This window comes from Sphingomonas qomolangmaensis (genome assembly GCF_024496245.1).
Taxonomy (GTDB): domain Bacteria; phylum Pseudomonadota; class Alphaproteobacteria; order Sphingomonadales; family Sphingomonadaceae; genus Sphingomonas; species Sphingomonas qomolangmaensis.
Window position 1 is genome coordinate 2,117,244 of the sequence record NZ_CP101740.1, and the last position, 15,050, is coordinate 2,132,293.

The 15,050-nt window shown below is 66.7% G+C and carries 14 protein-coding genes; 4 read left to right on the forward strand and 10 right to left on the reverse strand.

The genetic code is table 11. The features are described from left to right. Positions 1–14 precede the first annotated feature (14 nt). The gene (hflK, locus tag NMP03_RS09965; protein WP_256505221.1) at positions 15–1,166 is read right to left on the reverse strand and encodes a protease modulator HflK; all 1,152 of its coding nucleotides are present in this window, start codon (positions 1,164–1,166) and stop codon (positions 15–17) included. 70 nt (positions 1,167–1,236) lie between these two features. Between hflK and NMP03_RS09970 the strand changes: the two genes are divergently transcribed. Together NMP03_RS09970 and NMP03_RS09975 are read left to right on the forward strand one after the other, a co-directional pair. Further along, positions 1,237–2,196, forward strand: coding sequence for an Mrp/NBP35 family ATP-binding protein (locus tag NMP03_RS09970; protein ID WP_256505223.1), 960 nt, complete (start codon positions 1,237–1,239; stop codon positions 2,194–2,196). Positions 2,197–2,199: 3 nt separating this feature from the next. Further along, the gene (locus NMP03_RS09975) at positions 2,200–2,628 is read left to right on the forward strand and encodes a CoA-binding protein (protein ID WP_256505224.1); all 429 of its coding nucleotides are present in this window, start codon (positions 2,200–2,202) and stop codon (positions 2,626–2,628) included. A 151-nt stretch (positions 2,629–2,779) separates the two neighbouring features. Here NMP03_RS09975 and dapD read toward each other — a convergent pair whose 3' ends face one another. Further along, a complete protein-coding gene (gene dapD, locus NMP03_RS09980) occupies positions 2,780–3,589 on the reverse strand; it encodes a 2,3,4,5-tetrahydropyridine-2,6-dicarboxylate N-succinyltransferase (protein ID WP_256505225.1) in 810 nt (269 codons plus the stop codon). Continuing rightward, entirely contained in the window at positions 3,574–4,254 is a 681-nt protein-coding gene (locus tag NMP03_RS09985; protein WP_256505226.1) for a pyrimidine 5'-nucleotidase, read from the reverse strand. The genes dapD and NMP03_RS09985 overlap by 16 nt, the downstream gene beginning before the upstream one ends. Before the next feature lie 243 nt (positions 4,255–4,497). On the opposite strand from NMP03_RS09985, the gene NMP03_RS09990 reads away from it, so the two are divergent. Beyond that, complete coding sequence (locus NMP03_RS09990; protein ID WP_256505227.1) at positions 4,498–5,496, forward strand: LLM class flavin-dependent oxidoreductase; 999 nt, start codon at positions 4,498–4,500, stop codon at positions 5,494–5,496. A gap of 209 nt (positions 5,497–5,705) precedes the next feature. Here the strand turns inward: NMP03_RS09990 and NMP03_RS09995 are convergent, their stop codons facing one another. The 7 genes from NMP03_RS09995 to NMP03_RS10025 form a co-directional block, all read right to left on the reverse strand. After that, complete coding sequence (locus NMP03_RS09995; RefSeq protein WP_256505228.1) at positions 5,706–6,317, reverse strand: hypothetical protein; 612 nt, start codon at positions 6,315–6,317, stop codon at positions 5,706–5,708. 99 nt (positions 6,318–6,416) lie between these two features. After that, positions 6,417–9,095, reverse strand: a complete 2,679-nt coding sequence (acnA, locus tag NMP03_RS10000; protein ID WP_256505229.1) for an aconitate hydratase AcnA — start codon at positions 9,093–9,095, stop codon at positions 6,417–6,419. Between the two features lie 199 nt (positions 9,096–9,294). Then, positions 9,295–10,215 (reverse strand): Brp/Blh family beta-carotene 15,15'-dioxygenase, encoded by a 921-nt coding sequence (locus NMP03_RS10005; RefSeq protein WP_256505230.1) that lies wholly within the window; start codon positions 10,213–10,215, stop codon positions 9,295–9,297. Positions 10,216–10,225: 10 nt separating this feature from the next. Further along, positions 10,226–10,933 carry a bacteriorhodopsin-like gene (locus NMP03_RS10010; RefSeq protein ID WP_256505231.1) on the reverse strand — a complete coding sequence of 236 codons (708 nt, stop codon included), beginning with the start codon at positions 10,931–10,933 and terminating at the stop codon, positions 10,226–10,228. 402 nt (positions 10,934–11,335) lie between these two features. Then, on the reverse strand, positions 11,336–12,718 hold the full coding sequence (gene pgmG, locus NMP03_RS10015) for a phosphoglucomutase/phosphomannomutase PgmG (protein ID WP_256505232.1): 1,383 nt from the start codon (positions 12,716–12,718) through the stop codon (positions 11,336–11,338). A gap of 281 nt (positions 12,719–12,999) precedes the next feature. Further along, positions 13,000–13,254, reverse strand: a complete 255-nt coding sequence (locus NMP03_RS10020) for a DnaJ domain-containing protein (protein ID WP_256505233.1) — start codon at positions 13,252–13,254, stop codon at positions 13,000–13,002. Continuing rightward, on the reverse strand, positions 13,254–14,078 hold the full coding sequence (locus NMP03_RS10025) for a division plane positioning ATPase MipZ (protein WP_256508088.1): 825 nt from the start codon (positions 14,076–14,078) through the stop codon (positions 13,254–13,256). The genes NMP03_RS10020 and NMP03_RS10025 overlap by 1 nt, the downstream gene beginning before the upstream one ends. 88 nt (positions 14,079–14,166) lie before the next feature. Here NMP03_RS10025 and panC point away from each other — a divergent pair, with 88 nt between their 5' ends. Continuing rightward, positions 14,167–15,015, forward strand: a complete 849-nt coding sequence (gene panC / locus NMP03_RS10030; RefSeq protein WP_256505234.1) for a pantoate--beta-alanine ligase — start codon at positions 14,167–14,169, stop codon at positions 15,013–15,015. Positions 15,016–15,050: the final 35 nt, after the last annotated feature.

The following is a 15,050-nucleotide window of genomic DNA, read 5'->3' on the forward strand; positions in this document are numbered from 1 at the left end:
AAAGAGGCTGGCGTTCACGGCTGGGTTCCCTGGGTTGCGGCGGCTGGCGCGTCGGGGGCCTGCGGCACGACTTGCGCGGTCGGCGTCCGCCGTCCGGCGGCGTCGGGCAGCGGCAGATATGGGGTGACGCCCGGCGCTTCGACGATCGTCTTGTTCGAATTGGCGAGCACCGCTTCCATCGTCTCGTAATAGAGACGGCGGCGGGTCACTTCGGGCGCCTGGCGATATTGCTCGTAGATCTTGTCGAAGCTGGCAGCTTCACCCTGCGCGCGCGCCAGGATCTGCTGCGCATAGGCGCGTGCCTGGTTGATGTCGGCCTGCGCCTTTTGCTGCGCGGCGCTCACCGCCTTGAAGTCCTCGTCGACCGCCTGCGGCGCAACCGCCTGCTTGATCGCCACGCCCTGGACACGGATTCCCGAGCCATATTGGTCGAGGATCGTCTGCATCCGGATCGCGACTTCGGCCTCGATCGAGGTCCGCCCAGCGCCGATCGCCTGGTCGAGCGTGGTGCCGGCCACCGCTTCGCGCATCGCGCTTTCGGCGACCGCGCGCACGGTATCGCGCGGGCTGGCTAGTTCGAAGACGAAATCCTCGGCATTCTTGACGTCCCAGCGCACCGAATAGGCCAGGTCGATGATGTTCTGGTCACCGGTCAGCACCAGATTCTCGGTGCTCGCCTGCGGGAAGTCGTCGGTACGGATTTCCTGCACGTCCACCTTCTGCACAGTGGCGAAGGGGGCGGGCAGCGTCAGGTTGATGCCGGGGGACAAGGTAGTCGAATAGCGACCGAACAGCGAGACGACGCCGCGTTCCTGCGGGCCGATCGGATGGATCGAGGTGAAGGCGATCCAGAGCAGCACCAGCAGCCCGAGCCCGAGGAACCAGATCGAGCGCCCGCCGGGTACCTGGAAATTGCCGCCGCCGAAGCCGCCGCCGCCTCCCCCGCCGCCACGCTTGGCGCGTTTGAGGAACTCGTCGAGCGAGGTCGCGGTGCCGGGCTTGGCGCGCCGCCCCTCGGGCGGGAACGCCCAGGGGTTGCGCGGGCCGCCGCTGTCGCCGCCGCCTCCCGATCCGTTACCACCCGCTCCGCCGCCGCCCCAGGGGCCTTTCGGATTGTCGTTACGAAGCACGCCAGCGCGTGCGATCCACCCGTTTAGGTTCCACATGCAATCTTTATAAGGCGGCGCGCGGCGAATTACAGTGCCGTGTGCCGTTTGTAGGTATAGATCGCGCGGCATGACTCTTCAGGCCGCCATCGAAGCCCTTCTCGCCCCGCTCGCTGCGGGCCGCGCCACCGTCCGCACCGACGGGCCGCGCGCCAATGTGATCCTAGACGTCAGCGGGCTGTCGACCAGCGCGCGCGACGCGCTTGCCGCCGAGGTCGAAGCCGCGACGGCTTCGGTGCCGGGGGTCGACGCGGTGCGGATCGCGCAGACCAGCCAGCGCACCCGCCGCCGGCTGATCGCGGTCGCCAGCGGCAAGGGCGGCGTCGGCAAATCGACCATCTCGACCAATCTGGCGATCGCGCTGGCGGCGCGCGGCCGGTCGGTGGGGATGATCGACGCCGATATCTATGGCCCGTCGCAGCCGACCTTGCTTGGCGTCGTGGGCACCAAGCCCCAAGCGCGCGACAACAAGCTGGTGCCGGTGCCCACCGCTTATGGCGTGCCCGTGCTGTCGGTCGGGCAGCTGGTCGCTCCTGAAAAGGCGCTCGCCTGGCGCGGGCCGATGGCGACCAACGCGCTGACCCAGCTCGTCGATGGCGCGTGGGAGACCGATCTTCTGGTGGTCGACATGCCGCCGGGCACCGGCGACGTGCAATTGACGATGATCCAGAAGCACAAGCCCGAGGGGGTGGTGATCGTATCGACCCCGCAGGATCTGGCGCTGATCGACGCGCGGCGCGCGATCGACCTGTTCGGCCAGACCGGGGTGCCGGTGATCGGCATCGTCGAGAATATGGCAGGCTATGCCTGCCCGCACTGCGGCGAGGTTTCGGACCCGTTCGGGTCGGGCGGCGCCGAGGCGGCGGCAGCGGCGCTCGGCGTGCCGTTCCTCGGGCGAATCCCGCTGGCGATCGCGATCCGCAGCGCATCGGACGCTGGCGAGCCGCCGGCGGCGGGGAACGGCCCCGAGGGCGCCGCGTTCCATGAGCTTGCCGCGCGCGTCGATGCGTGGCTCGACCGAAAGGACTAAGCGATGCCGCTGAACCGCGACGAGGATATCAAGGCGCTGCTGGAAAGCGCGCGCACCATCGCGCTGGTCGGCGCATCGGACCGCCCCGATCGCGCGTCGAACCAGGTGATGGCGGCGCTCCAGCGCCACGGCTATCGTGTCATCCCGGTCAATCCGCAGATCACCGGGGAACATATCCATGGCGAGTTCGTGTTCCGCGAGCTGGGCCAACTGGGCGACCCGATCGATATCGTCGATATCTTCCGCAAGTCTGCCGATGCCGGCGGCGTGGTCGACGAGGCGATCGCGATCGGCGCGAAGGCGGTGTGGATGCAGCTCGGGGTGGTCGACGATGCCGCAGCGGCGCGCGCCGAGGCCGCGGGGCTGCAGGTGGTGATGGACCGCTGCCCCAAGATCGAGATTGCGCGGTTGGGGGTTAGCCCGGTCGGTTAAACCTCCGTTCGCCCTCCCCTACCACCGTTAGCCCTGAGCCTGTCGAAGGGCCGTCCTTTCTAAACACGGTCAGCGCAAGAAGGACGGTGCTTCGACAAGCTCAGCACGAACGGGGATGGGGAAGCCCCCGCCCCCGTAGTCACATCATAAGCTAGTCGCGCAGCAGTTCGTTGATGCTGGTCTTGCTCCGCGTCCGCTCGTCGACCTGCTTGATGATCACCGCGCAATATAGCGCCGGCTTGCCCTCGCCGCCGCCGATCGTGCCCGGCACCACCACCGCATAGGGCGGGACTTCGCCGGTGCGGACTTCGCCGGTCGCGCGGTCGATGATCTTGGTCGATGCACCCAGATACACCCCCATCGACAGCACCGCGCCCTCGCGGACGATCACGCCCTCGGCGACTTCGGCACGCGCACCGATGAACGCGCCGTCCTCGATCACCACCGGGTTCGCCTGCAGCGGTTCGAGCACGCCGCCGATCCCCGCGCCACCCGACAGATGCACGTTGCGGCCGATCTGCGCGCAGCTTCCCACCGTCGCCCAGGTATCGACCATCGTGCCTTCGCCGACATAGGCGCCGATGTTGATGAAGCTCGGCATCAGCACCGCGCCCTTGCCGATGAACGCGCCCTGCCGCACCACGCTGCCGGGCACCGCGCGAAAGCCCGCGGCGCGGAAGCGCGCGTCGTCCCAAGTGGCGAATTTCGACGGCACCTTGTCGAACCCACCCGTCATCACCGCATTGTCGTTGAGCCGGAACGACAGCAGCACCGCCTTCTTAAGCCACTGGTTCACCTGCCAGCCGCCCGCGCCATCGGGCTCGGCGACGCGTGCCTCGCCCGAATCGAGCAGCGCCAGCGCCTGATCGACCGCGTTGCGGACTTCGCCGGTGGTGGCGGTGGAGATGCTCGTGCGGTCATCCCACGCCGTGTCGATGATCGTGCTCAGCTGGTCGCGCATGGGTGTTCCTCCAGAATGTCGTGCAGCCACGCGCGCAGATCGGGCGTGGTGAAATCGATGTAATCGCGGGTTCCGCAGCCATGCTGTTCGGAGCCGTTGTCGATCCAAAGCGTGCGCATGCCGATCGCCTTGGCCGGCGCAAGGTTGCGCGCCATGTCTTCGGCGAACAACGCGGTCTCGGGGTCGATCCCGAAGGCGTCGCACAGCCCGGCATAGGCGGCGGCGTGCGGCTTGGGCAAATAGCCCATGCCATGGATGTCGTGGATGCCCTCGAAGCTGTCGGCCATGCCGATCGCGTCGAGCACGCGGCGCGCATAGGGCGCATCACCGTTGGTGAAGACCAGCTTGCGCCCCGGCAGCCGATCGATCGCCGCGACGAGCGCTTGGTCGGCGGCGAGCACGCTCATATCGACGTCGTGGACGTAATCGAGGAAATGATGCGGATCGATATCGCGGTCGGCGAGCAGCCCCGACAGCGTCGTGCCGTGCGCGTGGAAATGCCGCTTCTGGATCTCGAGCGCGGTGTCGCGATCGCAGCCGTCGATGTCGCAGATATATTGCGTCATCCGCGCGTCGATCTGCGCGAACAGCCCCGCGCTTGCCGGGTACAGCGTGTTATCGAGATCGAAGACCCAGGTGCGGACGTGCGACAGCGAAGCGAGCATGGCGGGCGTGTAGGATGGATTCGGAGGGAGTTCAAATGCGGTTTGGGGATGGCGCGTGTGCGTCATTTCTTCCCGTCACCCCGGCCTTGGGCCGGGGTCTACCGCGCCGTCTCCGCAACCTGCGTGGCGCGTGCGGAACGGTGGGCCCCGGCCCAAGGCCGGGGTGACGAAAGGCGAAAAGGTATCGCCGCCAAAAGAACCGCTTGGTAGCGCACCGCGCCGCCCGCCCCCATCTCCTGAATCATGACCCAGTATTCGATCCACGATCTCGTCCCCGTCCGCGAGGGCGGCACCGTCGCCACCGCGCTCGCCGATACCGCCGCCTATGCCCGCCAGGCCGAAGCGCATGGCTATTCGCGCTACTGGATCGCCGAGCATCACGGCATGCCGGGCATCGCCGGCGGCGCGACCTCGGTCGTCATCGGCCATGTCGCCGCCGCGACCAGCCGCATCCGCGTCGGCGCGGGCGGCATCATGCTACCCAATCATGCGCCGTTGGTGGTGGCCGAACAGTTCGGCACGCTCGATGCGCTGTTTCCGGGGCGGATCGATCTGGGGCTGGGCCGCGCGCCGGGGTCCGACCAACGCACCGCGCGCGCGCTGCGGCGGTCGCTTGAAAGCGATCCCAACGGCTTCCCCAACGATGTGATGGAGCTGCAAAGCTATTTCGCCGATGACGGCCAGACGGGCATCCGTGCGGTGCCCGGCGCGGGGGCCGATGTGGCGATCTGGATCCTGGGGTCGAGCCTGTTCGGCGCGCAGCTCGCAGCGATGCTCGGGCTTCCCTATGCCTTTGCCTCGCACTTCGCCCCCGATGCGCTCGACCAGGCGATCGCGATCTACCGCCGCGACTTCCGGCCCTCGGCGGCGCTCGAGCGGCCGCATGTGATGGCGGGGTTCAACGTGTTCGCCGCCGATACCGACGAAGAGGCGCGCTATCTGGCAAGCTCGATGGAGCAATCCTTCGTCGCGCTGCGCACCGGCAATCCGGGCAAGATGCAGCCGCCGGTCCGCGATTATCGCGCGAGCCTGGGGCCCCAGGGGGCGGCGATGCTCGAGCAGGTGCTGTCGTGCTCGGCGATCGGCTCGCCGGCGACGGTTCGGCGCGAGATCGCGGCATTCGTCGAACGCACCGGCGTGGATGAGCTGATGATCGCGGGGGCGACCTATGATCCCGAAGCCCGGCTGCGCAGCATCGCGCTGACGGCGGAGGCGATGCAGGAACTAAAGCTGGCAGCTTGAAGCCCCAAACCTTCTCCCGCTGGCGGGAGAAGGATACCGAAGCTTGGTCGCGAAGCGGCCTAGCGGAGGTTTGGATGAGGGTGGTGCGGCGCTCTCGCGCCGCGCGGTCGCGAGTGCGACCGCATCACCCTCACCCAGCTACGACTAGGTCCGCGTGAAGAACGCGAACCAAGTCTTCGCAGCTCTCTCCCGCCAGCGGGAGAGCGACGTCAGGGCAAAATCCCCGCCCACTCGCTCTCGTGGCTACCCTCGTGGTTCGCCATCCCCGGCTTCGTCAGATAACCCCGCGCATCGGGGACGTGGCTGAAGATCATCCGCGACGGCAGCTCGTGCCACGACAGGTTCATCGCCCAGCGCACCGGAAACACCTCGATCATCGCATAGGGCAGATGGTCGTGGACCCACCACGCCAGCCGCTTCCAGTCGCCGGGCTGGTCGAAGCGGTTGGCGAAGCTCGGCACGACGATGCACGCGGTCGCGCCCATCCGCCCGGCGCTGTCGCGCATATCCCAGATGTGCCGCGCAGCGTTTCGTTCGTTCGACGCGCAATTATAGCCCTTGGCGTTGCCCAGCGCATTCACCTCGGCCGAGCGATAGGCCGAACGGATCGCGATCCGGCCGAACGCGTCCTGCAGCGGCTCGAGCAGTTCCTCGCACAGCCGCTTCCCCGCTTCGATCGCCAGGTCGGGATTGTCGGGAATGTTCGACAGCCCGTGGATCGCGGCGATGTCCGAATAGAGGAAATCGCGCAGGTAGAAGCTGGGCGACAATTGCACCCGCCCCAATTCGGTCAGCTGCGCGACCGTCATCGGTTTCTTCAACGTCACTCTCCCGCTCGTCGTCGGACGAAAGGAGCCGTGTAGCGCCAGATGGTTAACGATCAAACTCCCCTCCCTGGAAGGAGGGGAGTCGAAATTGGCTTACGCCGCCAGCTTGCGCAGGACGTAGTGGAGGATGCCGCCGTTAAGGAAATATTCGAGCTCGTTGACGGTATCGATCCGGCACTTGGTCATGAAGCTTTCGCTCGACCCATCGGCGCGGACCAGTTGCACTTCGACGTCCTGGCGCGGGCGGATATTGGCAACGCCGGTGATCGTGAAGGTCTCGTCACCAGTCAGCCCCAGCGTCTGGCGCGTGACGCCTTCGGCGAACTGCAGCGGCAACACGCCCATGCCGACCAGGTTCGAGCGGTGGATACGCTCGAAGCTTTCGGTGATCACCGCGCGGACGCCGAGCAAATTGGTGCCCTTGGCCGCCCAGTCGCGCGACGATCCGGTGCCATATTCCTTGCCCGCGATCACCACCAACGGGGTGCCGTCGGCCTTATGGCGCATCGCTGCGTCATAGATCGGCATCGTCTCGCCTTCATACCGGCTCATGCCGCCTTCGACGCCGGGGACCATCTCGTTCTTGATGCGGATATTGGCGAAGGTGCCGCGCATCATCACGTCATGGTTGCCGCGGCGAGCGCCGTAGCTGTTGAAGTCCTTCTTGTTGACCTGATGCTCCTGCAGAAAGCTGCCGGCGGGTGAATCGGCCTTGATGCTGCCGGCGGGCGAGATGTGGTCGGTGGTGATCGAATCGCCCAGGATCGCCAGCGGCTTGGCCTCGATGATGTCGGCGACTGGCGCGGGGGTCATCGTCAGCCCCTCGAAATAGGGCGGGTTGGCGATGTAGGTCGATGCCGCGGGCCAGCGATAGGTGTCCGACCCCTCGACCTGGATGCCTGCCCAATGCGCGTCACCGGCATAGACGTTGCCGTAGCGCGCGCGGAACATGCCGTCGTCGATATTGGCGGCCATCGTCGAGGCGACCTCTTCGTTGGTCGGCCAGATGTCCTTGAGGAACACCGGGCCATTCGTGCCCTCGCCCAGCGGCGTGTCGTACATATCCTCGGTCACCGTGCCCTTGATCGCGTAGGCGACCACCAAAGGCGGCGAGGCGAGGAAGTTGGCGCGCACATCGGCCGACACACGGCCTTCGAAGTTGCGATTGCCCGACAGCACCGAGGCGGCGACGATGTCGTTGCCGTTGATCGCCGCCGAGATCGGCTCGGCGAGCGGCCCCGAATTGCCGATGCAGGTGGTGCAGCCATAGCCGACCAGGTTGAAGCCCATCGCGTTGAGGTCTTCGGTGAGGCCTGCCTTGTCGAGATAGTCGGTGACGACCTGGCTGCCCGGCGCGAGCGAGGTTTTCACCCAGGGCTTGGGGGTGAGGCCAGCCGCGCGTGCCTTGCGCGCGACCAGGCCGGCAGCGATCAGCACGCTAGGGTTCGAGGTGTTGGTGCACGAGGTGATCGCAGCGATCACGACGTCGCCATCGCCGATGTCATGCGCAGCGCCCTCGACCGGCACGCGGACCGCGCCCGCCTTCTTATACACCGTTGCGAGATCGCTGTTGAAGGTGTCGTCGACATGGCCGAGCGAGACGCGATCCTGCGGGCGCTTGGGACCGGCAAGGCTCGGCTCGACGCTGCTCATGTCGAGTGCGAGCGTGTCGGTGAAGATCGGATCGGCGACGTCGTCCAACCGCCACATGCCCTGCGCCTTGGCATAGGCTTCAACCAGCGCGACGGTCGCATCGTCACGCCCGGTGAGGCGCATATAATCGAGCGTCTTGTCGTCGATCGGGAAGAAGCCGCACGTCGCGCCATATTCGGGCGCCATGTTGGCGATCGTCGCGCGATCGGCGAGGCTCATGCTGGCAAGGCCGGGGCCGTAGAATTCGACGAAGCGGCCGACCACGCCCTTGGCGCGCAGCATCTGCGTGACCGTGAGCACCAGATCGGTGGCAGTGATGCCCTCCTTCAGCGCGCCAATGAGCTTGAAGCCGACGACTTCGGGGATCAGCATCGAGACGGGCTGGCCGAGCATCGCCGCCTCAGCCTCGATCCCGCCGACGCCCCAGCCGAGCACGCCCAGGCCGTTGACCATCGTGGTGTGGCTGTCGGTGCCGACCAGCGTGTCGGGATAGGCGATCATGTCGCCGCCATCGCTGCCCGTCACGCTCGACGACCACACTGCCTGGCTGACATATTCGAGGTTCACCTGGTGGCAGATGCCGGTGCCGGGGGGGACGACCTTGAAATTGTCGAGCGCCTTCGATCCCCATTTCAGGAACTCGTAGCGCTCGAGGTTGCGCTCATATTCGAGATCGACATTGTTCTCGAACGCCTTGGGGGTGCCGAATTCGTCGACCATCACCGAGTGATCGATCACCAGATGCACCGGCACCTGCGGGTTGATCTTGGCGGGGTCGCCGCCCAGCGTGGTGATCGCATCGCGCATCGCCGCGAGATCGACCACGCAAGGCACGCCGGTGAAATCCTGCATCAGCACGCGCGCGGGGCGATACTGGATCTCGCGGTTCGAGCGGGCATCCTTCTGCCAGTCGACCAACGCCTGCGCGTCTTCGGTGGTGACGGTGGTGCCGTCCTCGAAGCGCAGCATGTTCTCGAGCAGCACCTTCATCGAGAAGGGCAGGCGGCTGACGTCGCCGAGCTTCGCGGCGGCCTTGGCGAGGCTGTAATAATGATAGGTGGTGCCGCCGACATCGAGCGTGTCGCGGGTGCCGAGGGTATCGTTGCCGATGGCTGTCATGGCGTGCCTTTCCGATTGCGGGGAAGCGGCGGGGAGGCGGCGGAAGCCGCGCGCACGCTTGCCTGCGAGCTTGTGAATGCTTGGTTCCCGGCGGCTGTAGCAAGGGGGTGCCGCGGGGGGAAGGGTGACTTAGGTGGAAGACGCGCGGGCGGCCGTTCGGTTTCCTGCGCGCGGCCGCCTAGCCCTTTACGAGCCGCTTTCAGGCGGCCCGGCGGCGCAGCGCGTCGATCCGCGCCGACAATATCAGATGCGGCATGAACAGGATCGCGAGCAGCACGAAGGCGGCGGGCACGAAGCCTGGCGCTGCGAGATGGCGCATCGCTGGCAACAGCGCATAGCCGATCGCAAGCGCGGCCAGCGTCAGGCCGGTGCCGGTCCGCAGCCACATCGCCCGGCCAGCGCCGGGCAGCGCCTCGCCGATTTCGCGGAGGTGGCGTACCGAATGGACGCAGGTGAAATACAGCGCGAAGCCCCAGAGCGGCGGCAGCAGCAGCATCGCGACCAACGATCCCCCAAGCTGCGCGGCATCGCTCCACCGGTCGCGTTCGATGAGAATGACCACGCCGATCATCGCGACCAGCGTCGCGACCGGCGCGATCACCATGCCGCCGCGGCCGATACTGGCGGCGGTATCGACCCCGCCCATCGCCGCGAAGATATCGCCGACCGCGATCGGGTGCGCGGCGATCGGCAGCGCGACCAGCGCCACCCCTACCCCGGTTTCGACGAATCGCTCGCCGACCGTCGACCAGTCGGCGGCGAAATGCAGCGCGGCGAGCACGAGGAAGATCGGTAGCGCGACATGCGGCGCCAGCGTCCAGGCGATCGCGGCGACGCCGAGCACCAGCGCATAGAGCGCGGCAGAATGGGCGTAGGAAGCCGATCCGCTGCGCGCGAAGCGCCGCGCGACCGCCAGGTCGAAAGCGCCATGCGGCAGCCCGCCGAGCAGGAAGACGATCGCCGCGGCCAGCGAAGCGATCGGCGTGTCGAGCCGAATGCCCGCGAGCAGCGCGGCGCCCAGCGCGCTGCCCATGATCCAGAACGGCGCATTTGCCGGACGAAACAGACGCCGGCCGACCGGGCGCGCGATACGCTCCCGGTCGGCCGCCGCGATATTCACGCGACCAAAGTCATGCGACGACGGTAGCCGGCGCGGCGGTGTCGCGCTCGATCGCCGACTTCCGGACTGCGATCATGTAGATCATCACGCCGACGCCAGCCTTGGCGATGATGTCGGCCAGCGTGTAGCCGATCTGGATCGTCGTTTCGGCGCTCGCGCCCGAGATATCGGCGAAGGGCGCCATATAGACGATCGGGTAGAAGCCCCACGACGCGAAGGTCAGCAACCGCGCCTTGCGGATCAGCGGCCGGACGGCCTCGGGCTGGCGATCGATCGCGGCGCCAAGCCCGCGGAACAGCTCCCAGACGATGTAGAGGAAGGGGATCGTCGACAAGGTACCCCACAAGGCGCGCGTGCCGTTGTCGGCAGCGACTTCGCCCGGATAGCCCAGCGCGATCATCAGGACCGCGGCGGCACCGAGGCGCATCGACTTCGACACCGTCTCCGATTCGGACAAGCGCATGACCAGCACCAGTTCGATCAGCAGCAGCGGGACGGTCAGCAACCAATCGACGTAGCGATAGGCATCGTTGAACGCATATCCGGTCGCGGTGATCTCGGCACCGCGCACTTCGTAGGCGGCGGTCCAGCTCTCGAAGATGCGGAAGTAATGATAGGCTGCGATCGCGCAGACCAGTCCCGAAATCACCAGCGCGGTACGATAAGGCGGGGTTACCTGCGACCTGCCGAACCACAGGAACAATGCAGCCGCAGACATGGTCGCGAACGTTAGAGAAAACGCATTATATATGAGAAAATATTGCCCAGCGGATACGGTTTCCATATCTCAATCCTTTTGCACGGCATTGTTCGCCGCCCCGCCCATCGCGGTCGACTTTTCTATGAAGGTGCTGATTGGGATATCCGCCTTAACTTGGGGTCATCCAAGCTAGGCCTTATGGCGTAGGTATAAAGCGGGTAGCGGCGCGGCGCAGGGTGCGCGGGGTCGGGAAGGCCCGACTCGAAGTATTGCGCACGGGCTAGCGGCGACCACTCCCCTCCCTGAAAGGGAGGGGCGGGGATGGGCCGGGTGGTCGCGGCACGACTGCTCAAGGTGGGCAGGGCGCCGTAGCATCATGCCCGCACCCACCCCCTCCCTTTCAGGAGGGGAGATTAGGCCTCAGTGCGCGGCTTGTGCCCCGCGCTCGAGCCCGCTCGCCGCGAGCTGGGCGTCGATCATCGCCATCAGGCGATCGAGCCCTGCCTGGTCCTTCGCCTCGGCGCGCGCGACCAGCACGTCCTGGGTGTTCGAGGCGCGCAGCAGCCACCAGCCATCGGGGGTGTTCACCCGCGCGCCATCGGTGTTGTTGATGTCGGCACCCTCGGCCTTCAGCCGCGCGAGCACTTCGTCGATCACCGCGAACTTGCGGCTTTCATCGACCTGGAAGCGCATCTCCGGCGTGTTGACCATCGCCGGCATCTCGCCGCGCAGCTGGGTCATCGACTTGCCGATCATGTGCGCGGCGCGGATCAGCCGCACCGCGGCATATTGCGCGTCGTCGAAGCCATAATATTCGTGCGCGAAGAAGATGTGTCCGCTCATCTCGCCCGCGAGCGGCGAATCGGTTTCCTTCATCTTCATCTTGATCAGGCTGTGGCCGGTCTTCCACATCAACGGCTTGCCGCCGAGCTCCTCGATCCGGTCGTACAGCGCCTGGCTGGCCTTCACATCGGCGATGATCGTCGCGCCGGGCAGCTCGCGCAGCACAGGTTCGGCCAGAATGGACAGAAGCTGATCGCCCCAGATCACGCGGCCCTCGCCATCGATCGCGCCGATCCGGTCGCCATCGCCATCGAACGCCAGTCCGAAATCGAGCTGCTTCTCGGCGACGAGCGCCTTGAGATCGGCGAGGTTCTTTTCTTCGGTAGGATCGGGATGATGGTTGGGAAAATCGCCGTCGACATCGGTGTAGAGCAAGTGATGCTCGCCGGGCAGGAGCTTGACCAGCTTCTCGATCACCGGGCCCGAAACGCCGTTGCCCGCGTCCCAGCCGATCCGATAGGTGCCGCCGGCATAGCCGGCCATCAGCCGACCGACATAATCGTCCATGATGTCGACGTCGGTGACGACGCCCTCGCCGGTCTCCCAATCGCCCTCGGCGGCCATCGTGCCGAGCGTCTGGATGTCGGCGCCAAAGAACGGCCGATGCTGCATCACCATCTTGAAGCCGTTATACTCGGCGGGATTATGGCTGCCGGTTATCTGAATGCCGCCATCCACCTCTAGCGTGGCTTCGGCATAATAGAGCATCGGCGTGGGGCCGAGGCCGACGCGGACCACGTCGACGCCCGCGCCGGTGAGGCCGGCGACGAGCGCCGCCTCGAGCTCGGGCGACGAATGCCGGCCATCGCGTCCCACCGCCACGCGCGTACCACCCGCGCGCCGCACCAACGTCGCGAACCCGCGCCCGATCGCGTCGGCATCGGCGGCGCCGAGCGTCTTGCCGACGATTCCGCGGATGTCGTATTCACGAAGCGACGTGTGGTCGAAACGATGGGGCATGCGATGGTCTCCTGAATATCTGGTGGCAGTCTTTGGCGCGATCGCGTGAAAGTGCAACGACGCCGGCGCCTGGGGAAGGCGCGACGTGGGTGTAACGTTCGATCTGTCGAATGGATCAATCGGGGGTTGATGGCTCCCCTCCCTGAAAGGGAGGGGCTGGGGGTGGGTCGAGTGGTAGCGATACGGTTCCCGGGGGTCTGCGCGGTGCCGTGGCTCCAGGCCCCTACCCACCCCCGGCCCCTCCCTTCCAGGGAGGGGAGAAGATGAGGGAGGGGAGAAGATCAGCGCAACCGCTTCAGCAGCACGTCCCTTGCCGCGTTGATCCGCTTGGTCAGGTCGACCGATCCGCCCTTGTCGGGATGGACCGCGGTGATCAGCCGGCGGTGCGCGGCGCGGATCGCGGCGGCGTCGGCGTTCGCGCTCACTCCCAGCACCTGACGGGCCTCGTCGTCGCGCAGCTTTGGGCGGCCCTTGCGCGCGAAGAACAGCCACCAGATCACCGCCATCAGGACGAGGGCGAAGACGAGCTTGCCCATCAGGCGGCGGCCGTCGTCGGACCGGGCTGGCGCTGGACCGGCGCGGCGGGGCGGTCGGGAAGCGCGAGCCCGGCCATCATCTCGCGCAATTCCTGGCGCGCGGCGACATGCGCCAGCCCCATTTCGCCGAAGTCGCGCGAATCGAGCATCGTCAGCCCCGAGGGGAACAGCTCGCGATAGATCACGCGCTCGGAGAGTCCCGAAATGACACGAAAGCCGACGCGGCGCGACAATTGATTGATCGCTTCGGACACGCGCCGCATGTTGCGCGCTTCGATATGCTGGAGCCGGTTGCGCAGCACCACCCAGTCGATCGTCGAGCCATCGGCCTTGGCGCGGCGCTTGCGCGATTCCCAGATCAGCTCGGAATAGAAGCTCGGGCGCGTCACCTGGAAGGTGTCGGGATCGACCTGGCCGATCAGGTCGAAATCGACGAAGCTGTCGTTCATCGGCGTCACCAGCGTGTCGGCATTGGTCACCGCGATCCGCGCGAATTCGTCGTCGCGGCCCGGCGTGTCGATCACCAGATAGTCGCTGTCCTCGCTCAGCCGCTCGAGCGCGCGTTCGAAATTGGCTAGCGAGGTGCCGTCATGCGTCTCGTGGCGCGGCATCGGCAGCGTTCGCCCGGTGCGCTTCATCGTCGCGGCGCGATTGTCGAGATAGCGGCCCAGCGTGCGCTGGCGATGGTCGAGGTCTAGCGCGGTCACCCGCGCGCCGCGCGCCGCCAGCGCGATCGCGGTATGCACCGCGGTCGTCGATTTGCCCGTCCCGCCCTTTTCGTTGGCGAAGACGATGACGTGCAGCCCGTTGGCACCACTACCCAAGACGCAATATTCCCATGTTGATTGCCCCTGCGCGCTTCCATAGGACGCTGCGCTCTCATCCACCGGTCTCTATCGCAAGGCGCCCCCTGTGCAAACCATCAGAGAATTAAGCATGCTGCGCGACACGGTCGGCGGCTGGCGCGCCGCGGGCGAGCGAATCGCGTTGGTGCCGACGATGGGCGCGTTGCATGACGGGCATATGGCGTTGGTCGAGGCGGCGCGGCGGCAGGCGACGCGGGTGGTGGCGTCGATCTTCGTCAACCCGATGCAGTTCGGCGCGAGCGAGGATCTGGCGCGCTATCCCAGGCGCGAGGCCGCCGACACGCGGATGCTCACCGCCGCTGGGGTCGACGCGCTGTGGCTACCCGATGTCGATACGATGTACCCGGCGGGGTTCGCCACCACGATCGCGGTATCGGGGGTAAGCGAAGGGCTCGACGGCGCGGCGCGACCGGGGCATTTCGACGGGGTGGCGACGGTGGTCGCCAAGCTGTTCCACCAGGTCGGCCCCGATGTCGCGCTGTTCGGCGAGAAGGATTTCCAGCAGCTCGCAGTGATCCGGCGGATGGCGATCGACCTCAACATGGACATCGAGATCGTCGGCGTCGGCACCCAGCGCGACGACGACGGCTTGGCGCTGTCGTCGCGCAACATCTATCTCGCTCCCGAAGAGCGGCAGGCGGCGGTGGCGCTCCCGCGCGCGCTGGGGGTGGCGGCGGCGGCGATCGAACGCGGGGGCGAGGTTGCCGCAGCGCTCGCGCAGGCACGCACCACGCTCACCAATGCGGGGTTCTCGATCGACTATGTCGAGCTGGTCGATGCCGAGACGCTTGGCGCGCCTTCGCCTGCCCGGCCAATGCGGCTGCTCGGCGCGGCGACGCTCGGCACCACGCGGCTGATCGACAACATCGCGGTAGCGCCGGTCGAACAAGGTTAATTGCGTTAACCATTTGTTGAAAACCCCTGGTCCAG

Excerpts from the sequence above, each read along its gene's own strand:
- pgmG (WP_256505232.1), bottom strand. The coding sequence starts at position 12,718 with ATGCCCCATCGTTTCGACCACACGTCGCTTCGTGAATACGACATCCGC.
- NMP03_RS09990 (WP_256505227.1), top strand. The coding sequence starts at position 4,498 with ATGACCCAGTATTCGATCCACGATCTCGTCCCCGTCCGCGAGGGCGGC.
- NMP03_RS10010 (WP_256505231.1), bottom strand. The coding sequence starts at position 10,933 with ATGTCTGCGGCTGCATTGTTCCTGTGGTTCGGCAGGTCGCAGGTAACC.
- NMP03_RS09970 (WP_256505223.1), top strand. The coding sequence starts at position 1,237 with ATGACTCTTCAGGCCGCCATCGAAGCCCTTCTCGCCCCGCTCGCTGCG.
- hflK (WP_256505221.1), bottom strand. The coding sequence starts at position 1,166 with ATGTGGAACCTAAACGGGTGGATCGCACGCGCTGGCGTGCTTCGTAAC.
- NMP03_RS10020 (WP_256505233.1), bottom strand. The coding sequence starts at position 13,254 with ATGGGCAAGCTCGTCTTCGCCCTCGTCCTGATGGCGGTGATCTGGTGG.
- NMP03_RS09985 (WP_256505226.1), bottom strand. The coding sequence starts at position 4,254 with ATGCTCGCTTCGCTGTCGCACGTCCGCACCTGGGTCTTCGATCTCGAT.
- acnA (WP_256505229.1), bottom strand. The coding sequence starts at position 9,095 with ATGACAGCCATCGGCAACGATACCCTCGGCACCCGCGACACGCTCGAT.
- NMP03_RS09975 (WP_256505224.1), top strand. The coding sequence starts at position 2,200 with ATGCCGCTGAACCGCGACGAGGATATCAAGGCGCTGCTGGAAAGCGCG.
- dapD (WP_256505225.1), bottom strand. The coding sequence starts at position 3,589 with ATGCGCGACCAGCTGAGCACGATCATCGACACGGCGTGGGATGACCGC.